Genomic DNA, 24,463 nt, shown 5'->3' with positions numbered 1-24,463 from the left:
AGCATGAAGTAAAATCAATATAATGTTATAATCCAAAATAGAAAACGTATTCATCCCTTGTCATTTGTTCCACAAAAAAAACACTTTGTTACGGAGGTGCATCATGCTTTTTCTTGACTACAATCCTGAACTTACTGCACTAGAATACGAGGTTTACCGATTTGTATCAAAAAACTTGGCTTCAGTGTCTAAAATGAAGATGAAAGAACTTGCCAAAGAGACCCATACCAGTACTGCTAGTATTAGCCGCTTTTGCAAGAAATTTGAATGTAATACGTTTACTGAATTTAAGATCAATTTGCGCTTTTACTTAGATTCTCTCGTAAAATCTAAAATATCCGATAGTGATGAATCCCAAACAATTGATTTCTTGAAGCGAGTAAACCAGCCCTTTTTATCTGAAAGAATCGATCGAGCAACAGAGATTCTTAAGAACAAAAGCTTCGTGCTATTTATTGGATCAGGCTTATCTGAAACGATTGCGGAATATGGCGCACTCTATTTTACTGACTTTGGAAAAACGGCATTAAAAGTTGACGATCCCTCAAATTATCCTATCGACTGGTTTCCAGAAGACATATTGTGCAAAACCGGTATCATTGTTTTGTCTATTTCTGGAGAAACACAAGAAATGATTCGATACTTACAAAAGTTAAATCAAAAAGATTGTCAGATTATTGCCATCACGAATACCGAAGATTCAACCATCAGCCAGTTATCCGACTTAACGGTGCCTTATTACATCGAAAGAGAGACCATTTTTAAAGCCAGTCAGAAAAAAGAGAAAACCATTGAACTGACTTCTCAACTACCAGCAATCTATTTAATTGAAAAAATTGCCAAAAGAATACGCCTATCAGAAGAACTTCTCTGATAGGCGCAGGTAGTTTCATTTATTCAGCGATCTTCACAATCTGTAACTAAATCAAATAAAAGTTCCACCAAATAAATGGCTGGAATTTGTGAGGACAATGAATCAGCTGCTTGATTATCGGAAAAATAATAAGCAAAATTTCGCTCAGATAGTTTAGCAATTGACGTTGTTGAACGATTTGTCAGTGAAATGGTCGAAATTCCAGCGGTGGTACATTCAGTAATCAAGGATTCAAGGAATGGATCGGCGCCTTTATTAGAAAAAACCAGCAACGTGGCTTCGCTACTTAAGGTTCGCCAAACAGATTTAATCGGTGCTGCTTCTTCCTCTACGCTCACGATCTTATCTAAACGTGCAAACTTTTGTTGGGCATAGCTCAAAGCAAGTGTTGATTCCCTGTCACTGGCTAAGATCAAAAGTTTTGCTTTACTTATTCGGTAGGCGATCGTTAATAATGTTTCTCGATAGAAGGATTCATCCATACGTTCAAAAAAATAGTGCAGGGCTTTTTTATCTTGTTTGAATAATCGATCAGTCTTTCCTTGTTTCTGTAACGTCTTTTTCAGCTTGATTTTAAATTCTGAAAAACCTTCGCAATCAAATTTTCGACAAAACCGTAGAACAGTCGTTGAGCTAGTTTTTGTTGCATCCGCCAACTCACGAATAGACATCGAACAGACTTCTGCTTGCTGATTTAATACGTACTGAAATAGTTGCCATTCTTTCTTACTAAATGACTTATTCTCGGCAGTGAGTTCCATCAGTTTTCTCCTTGCTGCGCACCTTCGCCTTCAAACCATCTTCTTCTCATAAATAAAATCATCCATAACAAATCCCGAACCAATCGTAACGGTGCGTTCAGAAACGCGTTCAAAGCCGCGATGTTCATAAACAGCGATCGCTTGCTGATTTTGTTTGTTGACGTTTAAATGCAACGTTTTGCCTGAGGCGATTTCCTCATACCAATCAAAGACTTGGCTGGCATAGCCTTTGCCTCTAGTGGATTGGTGGAGATACAATTTACTTAAATAAATCTGCTGCGGCGTTTCTTCATACGCTGTATACCCCACTGCTTGGTCACCTTCCATTAGTAAAAGATAGACGGCTCCTTGCTGGACTTCGTTTTGAATCGCTGCTGGTGATTGATAATGAGCCAGCATATACGCGACTTGATCCGAACCAATGATTGGTGTAAACACTTCTGGCCAGATTTCTTTGATCAAACGATCCAACGTTTGGAAATCTTCAGGTGATTGAACGATTTTTTTTGTGATTGCCATAAGAACCCCTTCTTTCTGCTGCACGAAACAAAAACTCGTTTATAAATATCTCTATTATAAGGGATAAGGAAAAAAAAGAAAGGGCACGTGGAACAAAGACCCCAAAATGTCTCAAAAGATGGTAAACTAGAAGTGAAAAAATGGTGACGAAAAGGAGGTAGCAACACGATGCAGCTCTTGCAACTACTTTTACTGGCAATCATTTTTGTTTCGTTCTTCATGGCGTTGATTGGCTGGGTTTTATCGATGACCAATGGCTTGATCTTCTCTCGTTCTCCTCAGCAATTTAAAGCGCATGCCCATGATCCTAACTATGAAAAAGAACGACAAGCAGGCAAGCGCTTGAAAGAGATTATATTTCGACGCATTGTTCCTCTAGGAATAGCCTCTTTGTTCGTCTATGGGTTAATCGCACTATTAAACGTCCTTTAAAAGTTTTTAAAAAGACTCAAACAAATCAAAAAACAACCGGCATCTTTTCCTGTTGATCAATGCGCCTTTCGCTTTCGCTGAGGGGAACATCAATGCATAAGATGCCGGTTTGTTTTTTATTTGCTTACTGCTGCTTTAGAGGCTTGAACTTTTTTCAGTAAAGCGAAGAGGACTTGGCTATCATCAATAGCCGCAATATATTGTTGGCAAAGTGCCATCATTTCTGTTTCATCCATTTTATCTAAAGAAATAACTAACTCATTTTCTACTACCTGCTTATTATTCATAGGGCTCCCTACTTTCTTCCTTTGTTACCTCTAGTTTGCCATGAATGAGCAGGTTCCGTAAGAACTTTTCAGTTTACAAACAGGAAACGGGTGGTTTACATCCTTGTCCTATCAAGGTTTTTCCAGAAAATTTATTCGGTAGCAGGCTCGATGTGGATGTCAGTATCAAACACCTGAAAACGATCAGCTAAGAGATCTTCAATAGCATCTGCTACGTTATGACTCTTTTCAACCGTCAAAGATTTGTCCATCGTCACGACGACATCGAGAAAAACATTGGCGCCATACATTCTTCCTCGAATCGATTTGACAGATTTCACTTCAGAAAAACCAGCGATTGCCGCTTCATACTCCACGACTAGCGATTCATCAAACCCATCAGAAAGTGAAAAGGCACTCTCACGAAAAATATCGACGGCGGTTTTGATAATCAAAAGAGCTACCACGATCGCAGTCAAACTGTCCAGCCAACCGATACCAAATGAGGCGGCAAAAATAGCGATCGCCGTTCCAATACTCGTCCACGCATCGCTGCGGTTGTCTTTAGCAGCTGCTAGCAGAGCGGGGCTTTTTACGCGAGCGGATAATCGCTTATTGTAGTAATACATACCATACATCAAAATAGCTGAAATGATACCGACGACTGCCGCAATCATATCGGGACTTTGCGTTTCACCGAGTAGAATCGTTTGAATGGAGGACCATAAAACCTGCAGACCGACTGCCAGCATAATCAAGGATGTTACGAGACTCGCCACGTTTTCTGCTTTCCAATGACCATATTTATGGTCTTCATCTGCTGGCTTTTGAGCCAAACGCAAACCAATCAAGACAGCGATCGACGCTACGATATCCGTCGCATTGTTCAACCCATCTGCCCATAGTCCTTCAGAGTTTGCCAAACGACCGATGGCAAGTTTGGCGATCGAAACCAAAATGTAAGCAACGATACTTAAGATGGCGCCTCTTTCTGCTTGTTTTAATTCTGCGTATCTTGTTTGATTCATGTCATCCCCTCCAAATAGTCAACTTGAAAATAATAGCTGAAATTTTCACAGTTTGCATCATTTATTTGAGAGATTTTATTTTTTAGGAGCGGCAAACATTCACTTCTAGTGAAACGAATTTCTGTTCTGAGGACACCAAAAAAGCAGGACCCATAAGGGACTCCTGCTTTTTCTACTTTTTCTTTCACAAAGAAGCACGGCTACTCATTCACCAACAACTGGCGATTTCTTTCACTGAATTTCTCATTGTGGGATGAAACCATCGCCTGTGGGACACTGGTCGGCTCTAAATAGTGTTTGATTTGGTTGACTGCTTGCGCAGCATCTTGAAAGGCTCCCGCCAAAAGATTCACTTTGCCTTTGAAATAATGAATGTCGCCCGCCGCAAAAACACCGGGATGGCTAGTTTTTGTAGGAATCTCGCAATTGAGGTAAAAGTCTTCATGGCGTGCAAGATCAAAGGAGACTTTATCTAACAAGCCACTGTCACGGTCATACCCGTGTTGGATCAGTAGATGATCACATAAAAAATCGATCGTTTCATGGTTGGCACTGTTTTTTAGTCGTAGAACCATATTGAATGTTTCTGCTTGATTCACCCCATCGATGGTGTGATTCATCAGCACTTGAATCCCTTCTGCTTTCATCTTCTTTACTTGTGCTTCATGGGCTTTCAATTTTTCTCCTCGGTAACACAGGGTGACTTTGGCACCATAAGACACTGCTTCGATCGCATAATCCACTGCCGCATCACCGCCGCCAGAGATCACTAGATGCTTGCCTTGGATCGCTTGCTGGTCAGGAAACTGATAGTGGATATAGTTGTCGACATTATTATGGATGAAACATGGCAATTTTTGCGGAGAAACGACACCGCCGCCGATACAGACTAAAACGGTGCGTCCAACATGGGTCCTCCCTTGGTCATCCACTGCATAAAAAAGGTCGTCTTCCTTGGTCAATGAAATGATTTTCGTTTTCAGATAGATCGTTGGATCAAATAACTTGGCCTGTTCAATCAAGTGTTCTTTGACTTTCTTTCCCTTGGTGGGCGGCAATGCACCCACATCCCAGACCATTTTTTCAGGATAGAAATTGATCTTCCCGCCTAATTCGGCTTGTGCTTCAAACAATACGACCGATAGATCACGTAATCCAGCATAAAAACTCGCATAGAGTCCAGTGGGTCCTCCGCCGATAATCAGAACATCTGCTATAGTGGTCATTGGCTAGCCTCTCTTTCGTAAATGAAAATCATTCTCAATTAGTTAGTTCGATTATAGACAACGATCGTCCATTTGTAAAGAATTTTCTGAAAACAAATTAATTATGTTTACCAATTATTTTTCTTTACATTGTAAAGAAAAAAGCCTTTTCCTGAACTTCTGGTAAAAAAAAGATGAGCAGATTGTTATTTTTTCTCATTTTATCTAGTGATATATTTGTGATCGTCCCTGACTTCAAGGTATACTCTTAGAAAGTAGGTGAAAAAATGGAAGTTGAAAAATGTTACGCGCCCTTACCGGACGGGTCTGTCCTCTATTACGAGAAAACCGGTTCAGGACGCCCTCTTTTTTTACTGCACGGAAATGGCGGCAGCAGTGCCTATTTCTCAAAGCAGGTCGACGCCTTGCGTCAAAAACATCAACTGTATTTAATCGATAGTCGAGGGCATGGCAAATCCACTAATACGCAGAAGAAAATCGATTTTTTTAAAATGGCAACGGATCTTTTAGCAATTATTCAGCAAGAAAAGCTAACGAAAATCGCCTTACTAGGATTTAGCGATGGTGCCAATCTGGCGATGGTCTTTTGCCATCTCTACCCAGAGCATGTCAGCTGCATGATTTTAAACTCTGGCAACACGGAACCGCGAGGTGTGAGGCTCTTTTCTCGAATCGGCAGTGTCTTGCAATATCTGATCGTTTGGCTTTGTTCCCCATTCTCCAAAGGCATGCGGGGCTTTCTGCCTATTTTGGGATTGTTGTTTCGTCCAATCGGTTTATCTACAGCCGATTTGAATCACCTCAGCGTGCCGACATTGATTTTGGTCGGCAAACGTGATTCGATCAAGCTTTCCCATTCTTTTTATATTGCAAACAGTATTCCTCAGTCCAATTTTATCGTCGTCAAAGGACAAGGACATAGTTTTGCACGAAAAAATCCAGAAGTATTTAATACGAAAGTTTTATCTTTTTTAGAAAAGGTCGGTGAATAACTATGAGAATCTTTACTTGGCTCCGCGACCACCGCTCACTGTTTAAAACCCTCTTCTTAATTGCAGTCGCCGTGATCGTGTTCGGCGAGCTGCTTTCGTTAAGCAAGACGATCTCGATTGATCAACTAAAACAATTGTTTGCGCAGCTATCCCTTTGGCGAGTGGCTTTAATGGCTGTCATTGGCTTACTGTGTGTCTTTCCCATGGTCTTATATGATATCGTCTTGAATCGCTTGCTAGGGGACAAACCTGATCGCCGTTATTTACTAGAAACCAGCTGGATCATCAATACCATGAACAATTTGATCGGCTTTGGCGGTTTCATCAGTATCGGGTTACGGTCGGAATTTTATGGCAAAGGAAAAAAAGGCAAAGACGTTGCCCAAGCAATATCGAAGATTTTTATCTACCTAATGTCTGGTCTTTCGATTTTATCGCTTGCTGCTCTGGCATTCGTCCTCTTCGGTCCCACGACCGATTATCTCCAACAGTATTGGATCTGGCTTTTAGGCGGCAGTCTTTATTTTCCAATCGTCTATGCGCTTAGTTTTTCCAAAAAAAATGCCTACTTAGGTGGGCTGCAACGACACGATCGTCTGCAGCTGATCGCCGCTTCCTTGTTGGAATGGCTGGGTGTTTTTGCCGCCTTCTTTACGACGGGTCTGTTGATGGGCATCTCGGTGGATGTGTTTCAATTGTTGCCGCTTTTCATCGCTGCTTCCGTGATTGGGATCGTCTCGATGATTCCCGGGGAACTGGGAACCTTTGATGTCATGATGATCATGGGAATGGGTTCACTACAGATTCCCCGTGAAAGTGTCATTGCCTGGCTCTTGCTGTTCCGCCTGTTTTATTACATTATTCCCTTTTTGATCGGTTTGATCTTTTTTTCAAAAAATGTTGGCGTCTCCCTCAACCAGCGCTTTTCTGGTATTCCAAAAAGCTTGTTGTTGGAAGTATTCCACAAGATCGAAGTGTTGCTGCTTTATCTGACTGGAACGATGTTGGTGCTTTCCGCCACGATCCCAGAAGCCTTTGATCAAATCAAATGGTTAGCCCACCTCAATCCGATTCGCTTGAATTTTGTGATGCAGTACCCGAGTATCTTTCTCGGCTATCTCTTTTTGATTGCCGGTCGAGGGATCTCTGCCCGTGTCAGTCGCGCGTATGTGCCGACGCTTTTGTTGATCGCAGCAACGATCGGCTATGCTATTTTTGCAGGATTCCGCTTTTCGACCATGCTGTTTCTTCTATTATTACTGGCGATCATGATTTTTTCAAAAAGCGAGTTATTCCGTAAACAGCTAGTCTTCTCGTGGGAATGGTTGACGATCGATGGTTTGCTGATTGGTTCGTTGACGATCCTTTATGTCATTATCGGGGTCTACAATATGCCCCATCTCAATCGGCATCCGATGCATCACCATTCGATGGACTTTTTGCTTTTCCCTTCTGAAAAATTATGGCTCCAAGGTTTCGTTGCGATTTTATTTGTCGCCGTTGCGATGCTGCTGTTTGCACGCTACTTGATGGGACCAAAGCACCAACTAGGCATCAGTGCCGCCACTGATAAAGTGAAGCATGTTTTGAACACCTATGGCGGCAATAGCGACAGCCATCTTGTGTATTTAAAAGACAAGCAAGTGTACGTTTATCCAGAAATCGGCGAGCCGACGGTCTTTTTTCAATTTACGACCTTTAATAATAAATGCTTAGTCATGGGGGATCCTTCTGGGAAGCAAGCAGACTTTCCACAGGCACTGGAAACCTTCCTAACAGAGATGGATCAGTGGAATTACTTACCGGTCTTTTATGAAAGTAGTGAAGAAATGGTGATGCTGCTACATGAATTTGGGTATGACTTTATCAAATTCGGTGAGAAAGCCTATGTGGATCTGCCTAGCTTCACCCTCTCAGGAAAGAAAATGAAGGGACAGCGAGCATTGAACAACAAGATCACTAAAGAAGGCTTTACCTTTGATGTGCTCACCCCACCCTTTTCAGCCGAAACCTTTGCAACTCTTAAGGAAATTTCTGACAACTGGCTAGATGGACGGAAAGAAAAAGGGTTCTCCCTTGGATTCTTTTCAGAATCCTATCTAAGTACCGCACCAATTGCAGTCGTCCGTAATCAGCAACAAGAGATCGTCGCGTTCGCTTCCTTTATGCCCACGTATCAAACAGGTCTGGCATCCATCGATTTGATGCGCCACGATCCTGAAAAAGCGCCAAATGGAACGATGGATTTCTTGTTTATTCAGCTGTTTGACTATTTTAAAGAACATGGGTATCAACAATTCGATTTAGGCATGGCACCGTTAGCCAATGTTGGTACTTTCCGCAGTAGTTTCTTGCAAGAGCGGATCGCCTATCTCGTTTACACCTTTGGTTCTCGCTTCTATTCTTTTGAAGGGCTACGAGAATACAAACAGAAATATGCCGCTTCTTGGTCCCCTCGCTACATCTTATATTCTCGGGACAGTTGGATCGGTTATGTCATGATTGCCCTGTTGATTGTCGATAATCAAGCGGCAGACAAAACGAAATAAAAAAGCTCAAATGCGCCGGTTTATTCTCGGAGCATTTGAGCTTTTTTAATTATTACGCTTAGAAGTTATTCTGCTGATTTAGATGGTGCGTTTTCCCAAAGTTGTTTGACGACTGGAATATTTCCTAGTTCCGTCATATTGGATGGCAGAATGACCGTGTTGGTATTGCTGTTGACCACGTCTTTAAAGGCTTCGATCCCTAGATAAGATAAGGAGCGCTCGTCTAGCTGGCTTTCTTTGATTGCTTCATTGATAGCTAAAATCCGTTTGCGTTCAGCTTCAGTGATTTTCGCGATTCGTTCCGCTTCTGCCTCAGCATCGATCCGTACACGTTTTGCCCGCGCCTCTGCATCGATTTGGGTTTGTTCTGCCCGAGCTTGCGCGTCGATCGTCATTTGAGAAGCTTTGGCTTCGGCACTTAAGACTGAAGAAGATTTCTCCCCTTGGGCTCTTGTGATCATGGATTCTTTGTCTCTTGAAGCTGTGATCAATTTATTCATTGATTCAATGATTTCTTGGGAAACTTTGATTTCCCCGATATTGATCCGGTCGATCGCTAACCCATAGCCAGCAGTGATGTCTTTGATTGAAGTAAATAGAGCCACGTTGATTTCTTCAGTTCCATTTAGAACCTCGTTCAGATCCATTTTCCCGATGATCCCCCGTAAGTTTGATTGGGCATCTTGAATCATTGAGATAACGGAGTTTTCATTTTCGTAAACAAAGGCACGAACATCTGTGACGTGGTATTTGATTGCTTCATCGATCTGCACGATTACGTTGTCTTTTGTAATTGCACTTTGCGGTTCGATCTCCAGAGGAATCTGTTTCAAGGACACTCTTTCTCTTACGGTATATAAAATCGGAACAAGAAAATGAAGACCTGGTTCCAACGTTCGAACATATTTCCCAAAACTTTCCACAACTTTGACTTCCCCTTGACGAACGATCACAGCAGTGCTTGCGATCAGCCAAATCAGAATCACTAATACGAAGATAACTAAAATAATTTGGATAATGATCATTGTAAAAACCCTCTTCCATTTTCAAATAATGTATTGTTAACACGGGTCAATAAGACACCGTTTTCAACCCCGATAATCTCTAACATGACATTTTCAGCAGGAATCCCTGCAATCACCCGATATTCTGTGTAGGTGCCATAAAGACGGATATAGCCTGAATAATGATCCGTCAGCGATCGAAAATAACGTCCAACCGCTCGTTGTTCCATGTAGTCTACGATGATTTTCCACCCTCTTTGCCTTCGTGCAGGTTATTTTTCGTTTCAATTGATTCGTTCATTCTATGACAAGTGTTACTAACTATAATAGCACGTTTCACCCAAGAGGACAGTATACATTTCATAATTCCCTCCTTTTTAGAAAAAAAGACGAGCTGAAAACCAATTCCTTGCATTTTCTCATTAAATTGCATACAATCAAATTGTACAAAATATAAAAAATAGGAGTGAAGAAATGATGAAAAAAATGTATTCTACTAAAATGATCAACACTGGTGGCCGTTCAGGAGAAGTTCATAGTCCCGATCATTCATTTGAACTAAATATTACTGCACCTGGCAAACGTGTTGAAAATGCCACCAATCCAGAACAACTTTTTGCGGCTGGGTTTAGTGCTTGTTTCAATAGTGCCCTTGAATTGGTGAAAAGCAACAAAGGAATCGACGGTGCTTCAACTGTCAGTGCACAAGTGACTTTATACGCAGAAAGTGAATCAAGCTTTGTTTTAGGCGTTGAGATCGAAGGTCAAATCGAAGGTTTATCAACAGACGAAACACAAGAATTGCTTGAAATCGCTCATACCGTATGTCCTTACTCAAAAGCTACAGCTGGCAACATTGAAGTGACTGTCAAAGCCGTTAGCGAGTAGACTTTCGTTGAAAAAACAGCTATGATAAGAGGCGGATGTTAGAAAAAGGGGTGAAAACATGAATGTCTTAGCGTTAGAAAACCAATTGTGTTTTCCTCTATACGCCGCTTCAAAAGAAATTATCAAACAGTACAAAGACTTACTGGACCCGTTGAATTTGACCTATACCCAATATTTAGTGATGTTGGTGTTATGGGAAGATGAAGCGATCAGTGTCAAAGAATTGGGGAAGCAATTATGTCTAGATTCTGGCACACTGACACCGGTTTTAAAAAAGCTTGAAGCAAAAGGATACCTAGTAAGAAATCGAAATCAAGACGATGAACGTTCCTTGCGGGTCACATTGACTGATTCAGGCAAACGACTCCATGAACAAGCGCTTGAGATCCCCTACAAAGTAACGGAATTCTTGCCCCTTGAACCGGAAGAACTGTCAGTCCTCCACGAATTGACGACCAAAATGGTCCAAAAATTTCAAGAACAAGAAAAATGATCCGCTGTTTTCACAGTGGATCATTTTTTTATCTTTTAACACTTCACTAACAAACAGCGAAGAAAACGGAATGACCTACGAAGCTTTGGTTTTCAATTCGCCAATTACATTTCGCAACTGAGTTAATTGTTCTGGGTCTTCAATTTTTTTGATCGCAATTTTTACCAATTCAAAAATTTGTTCCTCCGACAAACCACTTTGCAAAATCTCCAATTCGGTGACGGCTGGTTGGAAACGACGAGCCAAAACTGATCCACTCATCTTGATACTTGCGATCTCAAGTATCCCTTTATTGACTAACTTACGAATCACTGACAATGACGTGTTGCGATTCAAGCCGAAGCGTTCACTAAATTCGGTACAGCATAGCGGCTCATCCACAGCCCAAAAACAAACTAAGACTTCCCACTCTTTTTTTGAAAAACTCAAGTAATCCATAACTGCTCCTTTCCATGCCAATCAGGCTGGTTCTTATTTTCTAATCAAAACAATCGCAGCTATTGACATAAGCTATCTATCCTCTACATTTTACGATTGTTTTTTCTTTCACTAAAAGGATTATATACCAATAATAATCTATTTTATTCATAATTTCAAAATATTTTTTATTTTAATGATAAATAACACGTTTAATTCTCCTTATTCTCCATAAAAAAAAACGACTAGATGCGCTAGTCGCTTTCTTTTCTATCAAGTGATTCTAAGAAGAACCGCTTATTGGATGTTGAAGATCAGGCTTTCGTGCTCTTTTTCTTTTAAGGAATAGCCACAAAACTCTTTATTCAAATTCGGATAATCGCGTTCGATCATCTGAATAACCTCGATTTCCGTCAAAAATTTGTCTTCTGACAATTGCAGCGAGTTCAACAAGACAAAGCGTGAGTCATAGCCTAAAATTTCTGGCATCAATTGCCAAAAATTTGAGTGATCAATTTGTTGGATCGTTTCTTCAAAGTTAGCAATCAATTGTTGTACATGATCATAGACTTTGGGATAATTAGATTTTAACAAATTCAACAGTGCTTGATCGACCACCTTATCCAAATAAGCCTTTGTGTCCGTATAGATTATTGAAGAAATCACTTATTTCATCAATCCTTTCATTCAAATGCCATATTCGACATCGTCAAGGATGGCTCCCTGTTCCTATATATAGCATACTATCGGTGATTTTCGTTCTCAGATTAAGGATAGAATCAAGAAAAAAAGGAGAAGTCGTTTTTTGATTCCTCAATCTTACTCCACAATAGCAAAATTTTGCTGAACTGATAAGCAAAGCGAATCAGCAACATCTGAAAATGAGAAATTTGTCAGATTTCCCTCCTTTTTTAGATAGATTGCCTCTCTTCTATACGAAAAATCAACCGCCAAGGATCGCATCCCTTATCAGCGATCGATTTGAAACAAACAACCAGCAGCCCTTATTGCCCTTCACAAAAAACGGAGACAGCATAATTTCAGACAGAACCTTCAGCAACATGTATAATTAAAGTAGAGAAAGTCATCAAAATAAACGAGACGAGGAGTGGAGCAAAGATGAAGAACCATTGTAAATGCGGCAAGAAGTTAACTGGCAATGAAAAAAGCTGTCCGGACTGCAAACGCAAAAAACAGCAAACTTTAGATTCCTTGGAAAAATTCGTTAAATACGGCAGTTTTGCTTTAGCAGGCCTATCATTAGTTTTAAAAATTGCGAAAAGTCGACAAGCTTAGCATTGATCGACTGAGAACTTTAATAAAAAAAACGCCGTAATGGCGTTTTTTTTATTCGTCTACAATCGTACTCTCCAACTGCCAATTGACCGTACCTGAATAGGTACCAGGTTCTATCAAATCCACCTTGGGAACAAAGCGAAAGTAGCAATCATATTCCTGAAGATCCAGAGTTAAGTCCGTTGATCCTGTTGGCTGCTGTTGGAAAATCACTTGTTCTTCAGAAGTGACAGAAGCCACCAGCTGATTGGTCACCGGATCATAGAGGACCAATTGGATTTCCTCCGCTAATTGTTGCTGATTTTGCATAAAATCAGTCATCTGGCCGCTTAACTGCCAGGTCCCTTCGCTGGTATTGCTGACAGACAAAAGGGCTTCTTGATCAAAAGAAATCGTTAAATAAGCAAAGCCATCGTCTCTGATGGATCTTGCGAGTTCATTCAAGGTCACTGCCGCTGCGTTGATTGAAGCAGGCGCACGCTCAAATACCATGATCCCTCGAAAGTCAATGCCATAATAACGTGTCGCCGATCGATTGCCTTCTGTATCGATCACATAAGACGCAAGATAATAGGTTGTGCCCGGTTCTAGATCTGAGGTGTCTAGTGCCAATGTATCCGACAATGGCTCCGACAATGTTCCCCGTTCAACCAACGCTGCTTCAGAGAAATCCGTTTCGGTGATTGTCTTATCCTCCGTAAAGAAATCCGTGACATATATTTTGGCTTGGGTCGAATTTTGGTCATCAATCGTGATCGGTATGTAGGAATTGCGCTTTTGCCGCACGATCTGCAGGTCTGCTTTTGCTTCTGCCAATGACGCCGAACCTGTTGAAAGAGTCGGTGGAAAGGATCCGGTCATTTGATAATAATGAGTTTCTGGATCACCTGATGTCATACTGGAAACAAAAGCATTTCCATTAAAAACAGTTTGGACAGGGATGGCTACATCTAAATTCTGATCGAGCGGAGCTTCTGTGTAATTGACGGAAAAGTGAACGATGTATTCATTCCCTTTGACCATGTCGGGCAGTGTCACAACCAATTGTCCATTTTCAATGGCAAAGGGCAAGGCAGTTCCGCCTTCAGGCATGCCATTAACCATGATTTCACTGGCTTTCCCAAAATAAACCGCCTCGGGAACTAATGATAGTCCTTCTGGAAAAAGCGATGAGAGCAAGATTCCCGATTCCAAGTCAGCTAGATCACTGGTGCTTTTATAGGAGAGATAGGTCGCATAAGTAATGGTTTTGCTATTGTCGACAGTGGCTGGCTGGGCAAGTGTCGTACCAGTATCCAACAATAGTTTGACTGGGTCTTTTTCAAAAACACCGGTTCGCATATCAAGTTCTACTAGTCCTTCAACATCGACAAAGGCCACAGCTTTTTCTTGAACATAGCCCCCGTTTGCACCTGTAAAACCAAAATAGACCGGTGCACTATTGGTGAGATTCAAATTCGATTTGAAGGTGTCATCAACAGGAACCGTCACATCAACACCGAAATCTGGTACGGTGTAACGCAACGTTTGCGTCGGCTGATCAAAGACTACTGTAAAAATATGCCACTGCCCATCGGAAATATCTGGTACGGATACCGTATCTCGATGGTTTAAGACTTTGTCAATAATCAGCCAACCATCGGTGGTATATGCGTCATTTGAACCTGGAAAATTCCAAGCGATATGATGGCCGGAAGGAACATCACGATCCATCATTCCGTCCCCCGTCAACCCTGCATTATTATAAAATGTATCGAATTCAATCGCAAAACTTTGGGGGATCGCCCCAGTACTTAAAGGAGTCGCTCCTCCCGAATTTGACCAGACACCAATCGTCGGTCCCGCTTGTTGCGCCAGTGCATTTAAACCATTGCTTTGCATCACAAAAGCGATCCCATCACTGTCCGTTGCTGTATTATCGATACAAAATGCCATTTCTAAGCGAAAGGAGCGAGTAAAGGAAACTGGCTTATTAAACCAAACACCACCACTGGAATTGGTAGTAGTTCCATCATTGATCTGAACATAATTGAATCCTGACTCTCCTTGTGGCGAACCCGCTTGCCCCACAGGAGTGATCAAAGAATCGTCAATCGCCAACGTAGGAAAGTCCGGAACAGATACCGCAGCATAGATTGTCTCTTGCCGCCAGCCCATCAGAAAGAAACTAAAAAGAAGTACATAGAACCATCGTTTAATGCCAAACTTTTTCATCGCTGTCCCCTGCTTTCTTCATTCTGATTCTTCTTGCATTGCCGGTGCATCATCTGCTTCTGCTTTTTTGCGTCGCTTGTACAAAAAGAACAAAAGAAGCAAGACAAGCAGGAAGAGTAGTATCCCTAAAGCATAGAACCAGTACTGTTTTTGAAGATACGCTGCACCTAATGTTGTCTGACGGTTGATAAGGTTGGCTTGCTTGCGATCAACCACCACCGAATCCTCAAACACCCACGTTCCTTTAGGCGCATTCAACTCGATCCGTAACAGATAGGTCCCCGGTTCGAGAATGTTCTGATCAAAGGTACTAAACAGCTCCAAAACCGAATTTGGAGCTATTTGAAAATTCTCTGCAGAAAAACCACCAACTTTGTTGCCGCTGTCTTGCTCACGTATGATCGTTTTCACAGATATTTTGCCAAATGCTGTGGGCTGACTATTGCGGATACTGCTTTTGAGAGCAGCAGAACCATTTCTTTCCGCCGCCTCAGAATTAATCAAAGACAATTGGGGATCAGGCATGGTTGCCACATTCTGACGCAAGCGGACCCCTTGCTGAATTTTATAGTTGGCTTGCAGATTTGTTTGCTGGCTTTCAGTTGTCTCTGACGGTTCTTCTTCAAAGGCAAACACACCAAGTATTTCTCCTGCAAATTCTTTTCCTTTCATTGAAAGGGTAAAATGAACCTGATAGCTTTCTCCAGGGGCAAGTTGGATCGTCTGCCTTGGATTTTCAATCAATTCACTAAAAGAGATTCCTTGATTCTCTTCGGCGGTCTGTTCTGCTTGGTACGCAATAATCCCAGTAGAGGCCGTATAACTATTTAGTGCGGATGCTTTAATGGTCAACGGGTCTGGACTTGTATTATGAAGGGCAACGGTCAAATTCTGTTCGGTCTCATGATTTACCAGTAAGTCGAAATAACTGACGTCACTGACTTGATTTTGGGGAAGTTCAGGGGTTACAGTGAACCGTGTGGTCTGTGCATGACCGGTGACTTTCGTAACGCAACACAAACTGATAAAGAAACTAATGAGTACGAAGCACTTGATTTGTTTTTTCATTGTCGCCCTTTCTTTCCTACTCTGCTTGATACGTGTTCGCTAATGTCCAAGTGATCGTGCCGCTATAAGTGCCGCTGTTCACATTTTGCTTCGGTACGGTTAATGAAGCATTGGAAAAGTTAAAGTCATTGGTTGCTAAGCCAGTTGTGCCATTAGCAGAAGCAATCAGCGTTGGGTCTGTTGCCCCTACCATCAATTCGGTGCCCGCGACTAGCGCTGCATCGCCAGAAGCCGTTGTACCATTTAAAGTGACTTTGGCATTTGCCAGCTCGTTATCGCTAGCATTCGTCATTTTCGATAATTGCGCCGTCAACTGCCAGCCAGCTTGATTCGGCCCACGGTAATCTGTGATCGATGTCACTTCATTCGACGTTGCTTGAATCACTTGTTCATCGGTAGCGATCTCTTGGATACTGCTTGTACCGAAGTTAAAATTAGTCACCTGATCCAGTGACAAGATTCCTTGTTCGATCGTTAGCGTTGCTTGACTCGTCATTGAAGCCGTTGGATTCGCTTCTGCTGCAGCTGCCGCAGTCGGCGCCATTCCTAAACCCATTCCGACCAAACCTAACATTACTGCCTTTTTATTCATTTTCATCTCTTCCTTCACTTTTTTTAATGAGAAACCGAGGTTAATCAAAAAAACAGCCTTAAAAAATAATAATTTAATTGGTGTTTTTTCATTCTATTCTCATCTATCATAAGTATAATCCATCATGGTTATCATACGGTTCACAGATTTAGCGTAAAAAAAACGCCAAAAAGGAGAATCCCTTATGTATCGAGAATTCATTTCTCCCGCAGAAGAAAAGAAATTAGAGATTTTCAAAGTTGTCTGTAATTCCAATGGCGTGACATTGGTCCAACTGTCAGAAGTTTTGAACATCCCACAAAAAAGTCTGCAAAAATATATTTATTTTTTAAATGAAGATTTGCAGTTGCTTTCCCCTCACCTGCTTCTATCAAAAAATCATTACAATCAGTATTTTGTTGAGCGAGCAGAGGATAATGAACCTTTCTATGCAAAATTGATGTATCATTATTTGCTCAACTCCACACAATATACCTTGATTCACTACTTGATTGGGCGCCCGCAAATGACCTTGACGCAATTATGTTTGGATTTGCATGTCAGCCAATCGCATATGTATCGGTTGATCAAGAAAATCAATCAACTATTGGAAAAGTTTCAAATCCAAATTCGAACAGACCTGAATAATCGCATCGTTCTTGCTGGAAAAGAGCTTGATATCCGTATTTTCACCTACAGTTTCTTGACCCAAAGTGCGTCTGCTGATTTGTGGCTATTGCCGAGCGTTTCCCATAAAAATGTCGAAGAGTTTACAGCGTTCTTTGCTGTTTCTCACTTTGATCCGTTGACGAAAAATAAACTCGCTGCATTTTGGCAAGCAGTGGTCAGCCGAACGATCCAGAAAAAATATTTGCCAGCGATTCCTGATAAATACATGGGATTGATGAATTTCTATTGTTTTTTACCAGAAGAAATCCTCGAATCACTTTTTTGAGTGCCGATTATGCCTCAGAAAAGACGCTTCAGTCAGAATATCTTTACTTAAATTTCTTTTTGCATGTCTTTTTGCCAGGGGTGATTCCCCAAGAGAAGAATCGAGCGATCATCCAAGAGATCAAACATTCTGATACCGATCTTGTGCGCTTTTTCACTGCAATGATCAAAGATTGGCACGATACGTTTGCTCCAAGTCAAGAAGTCGCCGAATTTGAAAAATTATTAAGCAGCTGTCTGCTGGTCTTCAATCTATCGATCATTATCGGCATCGATCTTCTGGAAGTGTGGCAGCTCGAACACCAACTGTTGACTGAAAATGCTCCTTCCAAAGACAAAACCTATGAAGCAATCTGCACACTTTTACTGACCCATGTTGAAAGGTATCCATTTGCTGACTTGGATAAAGAGTATTTTGAACAGACACAGTTGCCTTATCTTGCGCATCTCTTGTATTTGGAAACACAGATGAATACGCCCCCGACCGTATCGATCTATATTCAAACGACGATCCAATACCGCACGAAGCAAATGATCGAGACAAGGATCCGTTCGATTTATTCCAAAGCTTCAGTGACTTTTGTTAACCAGATGGAAGCAGCCGATCTTTTGATCACCGATAGCTATGAAGAAGTGATTTTTTCCGAAAAATTAGTCTTACTGTCTAACCTGCAAGCCGAACAAGAGTGGGCAGCCGTTTTTGCAAAGATCAATCAACTGATGATGACCAAGATGTTTGCCAAACAAGGAAAGTAAGCTGCCGATTCCATTTTCATCCGCAAAAAAAGCCCGAGCCTCTTTGCTCGAGCTTTTTTCCTACGTGTTTAACCAGGGAATGTTAAGCGAAGAAGCTACCACCCGTTACACTGTACACTTGTCCAGTTACATAGCTTGCTTCATCAGAGGCTAGGAAAACATAGACTGGCGCTAATTCGACTGGTTGTCCAGCACGTTTCATCAATTCTTTTTGACCAAATTCTGGGATCGCAGATTGTGGTTGTCCACCAGAAATTTGAAGTGGCGTCCAGATTGGACCAGGCGCAACGGTATTGACCCGAATGCCTTTTTCACTTAATTGCGCAGCTAGCCCTTTACTAAAGGAAGTAATGGCACCTTTCGTGGCTGCATAGTCTAAAAGATGGGCGCTTGGTTCCGCACTTTGAATCGATGTGGTCGTGATGATGCTTCCACCAGCTGGTAAGTAATCCAATGCTTCTTGGACTGTCCAATACATCGAGATGATATTCGTTGTAAAGGTGTCTTGAATTTGTTGCGTAGTCAACTCTTTGATGTCCTTCACCGCTTGTTGCATCCCAGCATTTAGAACCAATGTATCTAACCCGCCTAATTCTTTGGCTGCTTCATGAACCAATTGACGAGCGAAGGTTTCATCTTTCAAGTCTCCTGGAATCAAGACTGCTTTGCGTCCAGCTTTTTCAATGACTGCTTTGACTTCTTGCGCGTCTTCTTCTTCAAAAGGAAGATAGTTGATTGCAACATCGGCGCCTTCTTTGGCAAAAGCGATCGCTGCTGCTCGACCAATACCAGAATCACCACCGGTCACTAATGCTTTGCGTCCAGCTAATTTGTCTGAACCTGCGTAGCTTTCTTCCCCACAATCAGGTACTGGCTGCATCTTTCCTTGAATCGCCGGTGCTTCTTGCACCTGTTTTTCAAATTTGCCATCATAATACTTCGTTAACGGATTGTTGATTTTTTCTGACATGCTCGTTTCCTCCTTGATTATTTCTACTTCTATTTGTCATCGTTTGTTATGACCTTACTTAAAAGTGTAAAGGAAGATGGAGGGAATGAGAAACGAAACGCTCAGTAGAATAGACGAAACACCGAAAATAAGGAGGCTTGTTCATGCTGGAAACCGTGCTAAATCACGATCAAAAGCGTCGCCTCATCGAAGCTTTCCTCTAGGGATGACTCGTCGACGGCGACGCTTAAGAAAATGATTATTTTACCAAAAGTGTGATAAGTGCCTGACGAAATGTATCCATCTCCTCAGCGGTTTGCAAAAAAACATCGGGATGACTATGATGGCTGTCGATCATCCAACGTTTGGTATCCGTGATTTTTAGAAAATCTGCTACCAAATCGTCCGTTTGCTTCGGTTGAGCAGCTTGAGCGGTCTTCAAGAGATAGAAATCTTCAATCCCCCGCTGTAGTTGTTTATATCTTAGAGACAACAATATATGTCCGTGATTCCCAGGATAGACGAAACAAAGATCACCGATCGGTAGTGAGCTCGTGTTGTATCGAATATCGGTCCGAGCCTGTTCTGGCCAGCAATTGTATGCCCAACGCAGAAAGCCGTCTGTTTTGAACTGATACGATAAGATTCCTTGCATTCGCGTCTCTAACAAGGGACTATGCAAAAAGGTATTTGGTTTGTCGGGATAATTGCAGACATAGTACTGCATCTTGCCCGGATGGCTTTGTGCTAGTGTTTCGTAATGGTTGCAAGTACAGTAATAGGAAGTCACAGGATGATCGATCACTGGCAGCAGCTCAAATAACACGTCTTCTTTATCAAAAGCAGCTTTGATCTGGATCGACGGATCAATTTCTTTTAAAACAGCTAACGAGGCTCGGAAACTGTCGATTTGATGTTTCTTCGGTTCGTCAGAAACGATCCGAACCTTCTCCCACAGATTCTTCTCTTTAAAATAAACAAATACTTGACGTAGATATTCCTGCAACTCGGCCTTTTGATGAATAAAACCGAAGGTGCCTTTTCCCTCATCGTAAAAGCGAATCACCAATTTTTCTGGATGGTCCAAGTCGACCAGTGGGAAAAACGGCGGTTCCCAGACACCGAGTAAGCCAAATACATCGATTTCTTCAGAGATACCCGCTTCAAAAAAACATTCGAGGTAACGAGTTAGGACAGAAAAATCACAATGCAACTGTCCGTCTTGAGCCTTTTTAACTTTGACCATCGAATACTCATATAAATTGGCGGGATAATCTTTGACGATGTAATTGAACCAGCCCTTCCAAGGGATCTCTCCGGCGATCACTGTGATCGCTTTTTGTCCGATCACAGCGAGACTCTCAGCCATTTCCTTGATCAAGTCAAAGTGGGCATCGCTCCATAACGGAACGTCAAAGGTGCGAGCCAAATTGCTGGGCTGCTGCCACATATTTAAGTGGAACGTCTCTAAATAATCTTTTGGAAAAGTAAAAGCGTCCACTTCAATCGTTAGGTTCTTTTCTAACAAGCACTCCTCTTGGCTAGTCAGATGTGCCCGATAGACCTTGATTTTCACAGGATAAGCTTGCGGTTTGATCGTCTCATCGATCTGCCACTCCAAATAAAGTGGTGCAAAGCGATCGCCAGGATAGGTTTTGGCAGTTCGTTCAAGTAATTTATCGGCGTACGCCAATTCCTGCTGACCGACATAATAGTCGACGAATTGCGCTTTGACCGGCAATTCGCTAAAAATCTCAACGCGTATCATGGGAATCTCGATTTCATCGGGGATCGAAAACTCGTCGCCAATAATATAATGATTGCGGTTGCCATCGTGCAGCAGCAACTGACAAGCAGCAGTACTGTTACGAACAGCTGATAACTGTTCAATCGCTTGTGGCTCTTGGGTGATCAATTCTGTTGAAGCCTTATAGCTTTCATGGACCAGGATTGCTTTCATTTTTACTCTTCCTTTCTAGGATCAATCAGCTGCAAAACAAGCGCTTGATAAGAAACATTCTCAAAAGCTTCTGGCATGATCGTTAGTAGTTGCTGCAAGCTGATGTTTTTTACGATTTTTAAGCGGCTTTTGTCTGCCCATGATGGAAAAGCCTGCAACAGCAAGCGTTTGTTTTCACCTGACTCGAGTAATGCCCGAATTGGCCACTGCCCTAAATCAGGAAACAAAGCTGGCTGGGCAACTTTATCTGCCCAGTTCAACTCTAGCCATTCGACGCATTCATCAAACCAACGGGCAAAACGTGGATCGACCATTTCTTTACGATTACCGAAGCGTTCGGTCGCCAAAGAAAGACCGTGACGTCCTTTTTGGAAAATATGACTTTCAAAGGGAACCTCGTGATCTTCTAAGGCTTGCAGATACGCCAATGAATTTTCGATAGGAACGACATTGTCTTCAAAGGTTGAAAACAAAAAGGTGGGCGGCGTATCTTTTGTGACACATTCCTCTAATGAAGGGGCATCGATCTTCATCACAGTAGCAAATGAAGACAATATCGCTGGGTAGCCTAAAATACATAAACTCGGTTTCATTGAGGAGAGTGTTGATAACGCCGCTGCCAAATGGCCGCCGGCAGAAAAGCCGATCACAGCGATTTTTTCGGCATCGATTCTCCATTCACTGGTTAGTTCTTGGATTTTGACAATCGCTTTTTCGGCATCTGCTAAGGAATGGCTGAAACTGCGATGTGTCCCTACATGATAGCGTAAGACCCCGGCGTGAAACCCTTGGGCAGCAAAATTTAAAGCAATCGGCTCAGCTTCCCGCTCACTGCAAAAGGAGTAGCCGCCACCGGGAATCACCAAGACAAACGGACGATCGCCCACCCGTTCATACTCGGCTTTTTCCTCATGCAGGTATACTGTCAAACCGGCTTGCGCTTCTGGATCAAATAGATATTCCTGAAAAAACATCACTTACTCTCCTAACCCGTTTTTATCGATAACGTTTTGATACCAATAAAAACTATCTTTCTTGTATCGCGCCAAGTCCAACAGCTGCTCGTCCGTACGATTGACATAGATAAACCCGTAGCGTTTAGCGATGCCTTCATGAGTACTGACTAGGTCAATCGCACTCCATGGACAATAGCCGATCACATCGACGCCGTCTTCGATTGCGAGCGCCATTTGTTCGATGTGTTGTTGCAAGTAGTCGATCCGATAATCATCGTGGATTTTACCATCAGTTGTCAAAACATCCTTGGCACCGATGCCGTTTTCCGTGATCAAAAGAGGCAGACGATAACGGGAATAGATTTCGTTCAACGTAAAACGAAAGCCCTCTGGATCAATCGGCCAGCCGAATTCAGTCATGGGCAAATGGGTGTTTTCTACTGCTTGGAAAAAGCCGGGAATCCCGAAACCAGACTGTTGATCGAGTTTTGTCTCTTTTTGAAAATAGCTGCTGACGGTCATCGTATTATAATAATTCAATGCGATGTAATCACATGTTCCAGCTGCCAAAATCTTTCGATCTGCTTCAGTGACTGTCGGTGCTGCACCAATCGTCTCTAACAAATGCCATGCGTTATGGTTGTATGTGCCGAAAACAGCCGCATCTAGGAATAACCAATTTCTCAGCGCACTCATAGAAAGAGCTGCCAGCTGATCGGCTGGTTTTTCAGAAGCTGGATAGACACTGGCGATATTCGGTGCTGGGCCAATCTTGCCGCTAAAATTACCGGCATGAAACTGTTGGGTCACCAATGCTTGGGCCACTAGCATATGGTGATTTTCTTGAAATTTTTCTTTCATGGATTTTTGACTCGTACCAATGACCGAACCAGCAAGTGCCATCACATTTTGCTCGTTGATGGTTTGCCATAGCGGGACTTGATGACCAAAGTTTTCGAACAGTACTTGGCAGTAATCAGCAAATGCTTGGATCGTCTCTCGGTTTTCCCACCCACCTTGCTTCGCGATCGCAACGGGAAGGTCAAAATGGAAAACGGTGACGATCGGTTGAATCTCGTTTTCTAGTAGCAGATCGATCAGTTTTTGATAAAACGCCAATCCTGCTGGGTTGACCTGACCATCGGGCATGACTCGACTCCATGATATGGAAAAACGATAGGCTTTTAACCCTAATTCTTTAAACAATTTCACATCTTCTTCATATCGGTGATAGTGATCTGATGCTACTTTAAAATTAGTGGTCCCTTGCGGAATCTCTTTGATATCTTGCACTGAGGGACCTTTGCCGTCTTCTGCCCATGCGCCCTCTACTTGATAAGCACTAGTGGATGCTCCCCACAAAAATGCTTCCGGAAATTTACTCATCCCACGGTTCCTCCTTGGCTGCGCCGATCAAATTGGCGTCCGCTTGAAAATAAGCGGCTTGGATCGCAACTGGCTGCAGCGTTTTCTCAATGATTGGTGCGGTTTTAAAAATAGCTTGATAGCTGCTAGCTATGGCTTCGATCAAGCGTGGCTGACGGCTGATCCCGCCACCGATAACGATTTTCTCCAGAGCTAAAAGACACTGAAGATCGAAACACAAGACAGCGATTTCTTTGGTATAAGTTAAAAATAAAGCCTCTGCCTCAGGATCAGCAGTTTTCGTAAGGGTATCAAAGACCAAAGGACCGTCAGGCGCGATAGCCATACTAGAAGCCAAACGCTCAATTAATCCGACAGCCGAAAGACCGATTCCCACAAAAGAGTCCGCGCCTCTCATTTGTCGGTCACGAATCATAAAACTGACTTCACCAGCTTGTCCATGATGCCCACGATAGAGTTTTCCATTGAGACAAAGACCAACACCAACACCTGTTCCTAAAATGATTGCCGCACCATTTTGGATCCCTTGCAGATTGCCGGCTTTCATTTCCCCTAGCGCAGCGGCCTTTGCGTCGTTTTCGACCGTAACCTCTGTCACCATGTCATCGCTTAACTGGCAGATCAATTCTGGCAAATTTACCCCATCAAGGTATGGCAAGGCACCACCAAAGAAGACCGTCCCTGTTTCATTAACTGAACCAGGGACTGCGATAGCCACTTTCGTGAAAGAAACTTGACGGGCATAGCTTTGCAATAGCCCTTTGATAGCTTCTTTAAAGGGTTCAAAAGCTACAGGGGTTAAAATGGTGCGTCGTTTACTGACCTCGTCGTGTTCGACCCATCCCGTTTTGATGTGCGTCCCACCGATATCAATTCCTAAATAAACCAAATGTGCCACTTCCTT

Annotated in this window: 25 protein-coding genes; 8 read left to right on the top strand and 17 right to left on the bottom strand. The window is 42.4% G+C overall.

Features of this window, described 5'->3' with window-relative positions; genetic code table 11:
- The first annotated feature begins 103 nt into the window (after positions 1-103).
- Positions 104-874 carry a MurR/RpiR family transcriptional regulator gene (locus IGI71_RS06265; protein ID WP_231434968.1) on the top strand — a complete coding sequence of 257 codons (771 nt, stop codon included), beginning with the start codon at positions 104-106 and terminating at the stop codon, positions 872-874.
- 23 nt (positions 875-897) lie between these two features.
- Here IGI71_RS06265 and IGI71_RS06260 read toward each other — a convergent pair whose 3' ends face one another.
- Positions 898-1,635 (bottom strand): MurR/RpiR family transcriptional regulator, encoded by a 738-nt coding sequence (locus tag IGI71_RS06260; protein ID WP_010747939.1) that lies wholly within the window; start codon positions 1,633-1,635, stop codon positions 898-900.
- A gap of 30 nt (positions 1,636-1,665) precedes the next feature.
- Positions 1,666-2,154, bottom strand: coding sequence for a GNAT family N-acetyltransferase (locus tag IGI71_RS06255; RefSeq protein WP_151195360.1), 489 nt, complete (start codon positions 2,152-2,154; stop codon positions 1,666-1,668).
- A 168-nt stretch (positions 2,155-2,322) separates the two neighbouring features.
- Here IGI71_RS06255 and IGI71_RS06250 point away from each other — a divergent pair, with 168 nt between their 5' ends.
- A complete protein-coding gene (locus IGI71_RS06250; RefSeq protein WP_123833853.1) occupies positions 2,323-2,586 on the top strand; it encodes a hypothetical protein in 264 nt (87 codons plus the stop codon).
- A 116-nt stretch (positions 2,587-2,702) separates the two neighbouring features.
- Here IGI71_RS06250 and IGI71_RS06245 read toward each other — a convergent pair whose 3' ends face one another.
- The 3 genes from IGI71_RS06245 to IGI71_RS06235 all read right to left on the bottom strand — a co-directional run bounded on the left by IGI71_RS06245 (position 2,703) and on the right by IGI71_RS06235 (position 5,106).
- The gene (locus IGI71_RS06245) at positions 2,703-2,873 is read right to left on the bottom strand and encodes a hypothetical protein (RefSeq protein ID WP_005225698.1); all 171 of its coding nucleotides are present in this window, start codon (positions 2,871-2,873) and stop codon (positions 2,703-2,705) included.
- Positions 2,874-3,004: 131 nt separating this feature from the next.
- Positions 3,005-3,880, bottom strand: coding sequence for a cation diffusion facilitator family transporter (locus tag IGI71_RS06240; protein WP_430616269.1), 876 nt, complete (start codon positions 3,878-3,880; stop codon positions 3,005-3,007).
- 200 nt (positions 3,881-4,080) lie between these two features.
- Positions 4,081-5,106, bottom strand: coding sequence for an NAD(P)/FAD-dependent oxidoreductase (locus IGI71_RS06235; protein WP_005225695.1), 1,026 nt, complete (start codon positions 5,104-5,106; stop codon positions 4,081-4,083).
- 266 nt (positions 5,107-5,372) lie between these two features.
- Between IGI71_RS06235 and IGI71_RS06230 the strand changes: the two genes are divergently transcribed.
- Positions 5,373-6,098: an alpha/beta fold hydrolase gene (locus IGI71_RS06230; protein ID WP_005225694.1), complete on the top strand. Its 726-nt coding sequence runs from the start codon at positions 5,373-5,375 to the stop codon at positions 6,096-6,098.
- Between the two features lie 2 nt (positions 6,099-6,100).
- Entirely contained in the window at positions 6,101-8,647 is a 2,547-nt protein-coding gene (mprF, locus tag IGI71_RS06225) for a bifunctional lysylphosphatidylglycerol flippase/synthetase MprF (RefSeq protein WP_430616268.1), read from the top strand.
- Positions 8,648-8,712: 65 nt separating this feature from the next.
- Here the strand turns inward: mprF and IGI71_RS06220 are convergent, their stop codons facing one another.
- Together IGI71_RS06220 and IGI71_RS06215 are read right to left on the bottom strand one after the other, a co-directional pair.
- A complete protein-coding gene (locus tag IGI71_RS06220; protein WP_010747934.1) occupies positions 8,713-9,672 on the bottom strand; it encodes an SPFH domain-containing protein in 960 nt (319 codons plus the stop codon).
- The gene (locus tag IGI71_RS06215; RefSeq protein WP_005225691.1) at positions 9,669-9,881 is read right to left on the bottom strand and encodes a hypothetical protein; all 213 of its coding nucleotides are present in this window, start codon (positions 9,879-9,881) and stop codon (positions 9,669-9,671) included. Before IGI71_RS06215 ends, IGI71_RS06220 begins: the two co-directional genes overlap by 4 nt.
- Positions 9,882-10,128: 247 nt before the next feature.
- Between IGI71_RS06215 and IGI71_RS06210 the strand changes: the two genes are divergently transcribed.
- Both IGI71_RS06210 and IGI71_RS06205 read left to right on the top strand, forming a co-directional pair.
- A complete protein-coding gene (locus IGI71_RS06210; RefSeq protein WP_430616348.1) occupies positions 10,129-10,539 on the top strand; it encodes an Ohr family peroxiredoxin in 411 nt (136 codons plus the stop codon).
- 58 nt (positions 10,540-10,597) lie between these two features.
- Positions 10,598-11,032: a MarR family winged helix-turn-helix transcriptional regulator gene (locus tag IGI71_RS06205; RefSeq protein WP_015509453.1), complete on the top strand. Its 435-nt coding sequence runs from the start codon at positions 10,598-10,600 to the stop codon at positions 11,030-11,032.
- A 75-nt stretch (positions 11,033-11,107) separates the two neighbouring features.
- Here the strand turns inward: IGI71_RS06205 and IGI71_RS06200 are convergent, their stop codons facing one another.
- The 5 genes from IGI71_RS06200 to IGI71_RS06180 form a co-directional block, all read right to left on the bottom strand.
- A complete protein-coding gene (locus IGI71_RS06200; protein WP_430616267.1) occupies positions 11,108-11,470 on the bottom strand; it encodes a hypothetical protein in 363 nt (120 codons plus the stop codon).
- A gap of 276 nt (positions 11,471-11,746) precedes the next feature.
- Positions 11,747-12,115, bottom strand: coding sequence for a DUF7006 family protein (locus IGI71_RS06195; protein ID WP_010747931.1), 369 nt, complete (start codon positions 12,113-12,115; stop codon positions 11,747-11,749).
- Positions 12,116-12,796: 681 nt separating this feature from the next.
- A complete protein-coding gene (locus IGI71_RS06190; protein ID WP_430616266.1) occupies positions 12,797-14,959 on the bottom strand; it encodes a lectin-like domain-containing protein in 2,163 nt (720 codons plus the stop codon).
- Between the two features lie 18 nt (positions 14,960-14,977).
- A complete protein-coding gene (locus tag IGI71_RS06185; RefSeq protein WP_413130578.1) occupies positions 14,978-16,027 on the bottom strand; it encodes a DUF916 and DUF3324 domain-containing protein in 1,050 nt (349 codons plus the stop codon).
- A 16-nt stretch (positions 16,028-16,043) separates the two neighbouring features.
- A complete protein-coding gene (locus tag IGI71_RS06180; RefSeq protein ID WP_271292708.1) occupies positions 16,044-16,619 on the bottom strand; it encodes a WxL domain-containing protein in 576 nt (191 codons plus the stop codon).
- A gap of 184 nt (positions 16,620-16,803) precedes the next feature.
- Here IGI71_RS06180 and IGI71_RS06175 point away from each other — a divergent pair, with 184 nt between their 5' ends.
- Entirely contained in the window at positions 16,804-17,553 is a 750-nt protein-coding gene (locus IGI71_RS06175) for a helix-turn-helix domain-containing protein (RefSeq protein WP_430616265.1), read from the top strand.
- Positions 17,550-18,308 (top strand): hypothetical protein, encoded by a 759-nt coding sequence (locus IGI71_RS06170; RefSeq protein ID WP_430616264.1) that lies wholly within the window; start codon positions 17,550-17,552, stop codon positions 18,306-18,308. The genes IGI71_RS06175 and IGI71_RS06170 overlap by 4 nt, the downstream gene beginning before the upstream one ends.
- Positions 18,309-18,390: 82 nt before the next feature.
- On the opposite strand, the gene IGI71_RS06165 is transcribed toward IGI71_RS06170, so the two are convergent.
- From IGI71_RS06165 to IGI71_RS06145, 5 genes are all read right to left on the bottom strand, one after another.
- Positions 18,391-19,278: an SDR family oxidoreductase gene (locus tag IGI71_RS06165; protein ID WP_016610366.1), complete on the bottom strand. Its 888-nt coding sequence runs from the start codon at positions 19,276-19,278 to the stop codon at positions 18,391-18,393.
- Positions 19,279-19,516: 238 nt separating this feature from the next.
- Positions 19,517-21,217 (bottom strand): DUF4091 domain-containing protein, encoded by a 1,701-nt coding sequence (locus IGI71_RS06160; protein ID WP_430616263.1) that lies wholly within the window; start codon positions 21,215-21,217, stop codon positions 19,517-19,519.
- A 2-nt stretch (positions 21,218-21,219) separates the two neighbouring features.
- The gene (locus IGI71_RS06155; protein WP_194188330.1) at positions 21,220-22,191 is read right to left on the bottom strand and encodes an alpha/beta hydrolase; all 972 of its coding nucleotides are present in this window, start codon (positions 22,189-22,191) and stop codon (positions 21,220-21,222) included.
- 3 nt (positions 22,192-22,194) lie between these two features.
- Complete coding sequence (locus IGI71_RS06150; protein ID WP_196044025.1) at positions 22,195-23,559, bottom strand: glycoside hydrolase family 1 protein; 1,365 nt, start codon at positions 23,557-23,559, stop codon at positions 22,195-22,197.
- Positions 23,552-24,457 (bottom strand): ROK family protein, encoded by a 906-nt coding sequence (locus IGI71_RS06145; RefSeq protein WP_413130575.1) that lies wholly within the window; start codon positions 24,455-24,457, stop codon positions 23,552-23,554. The genes IGI71_RS06150 and IGI71_RS06145 overlap by 8 nt, the downstream gene beginning before the upstream one ends.
- Between the last annotated feature and the right edge of the window lie 6 nt (positions 24,458-24,463).

The sequence above is a fragment of the Enterococcus sp. DIV1279b genome (assembly GCF_050531515.1).
In the GTDB taxonomy this organism is placed as follows: domain Bacteria; phylum Bacillota; class Bacilli; order Lactobacillales; family Enterococcaceae; genus Enterococcus_D; species Enterococcus_D casseliflavus.
This window is presented reverse-complemented; position numbering and strand designations above follow the sequence as displayed.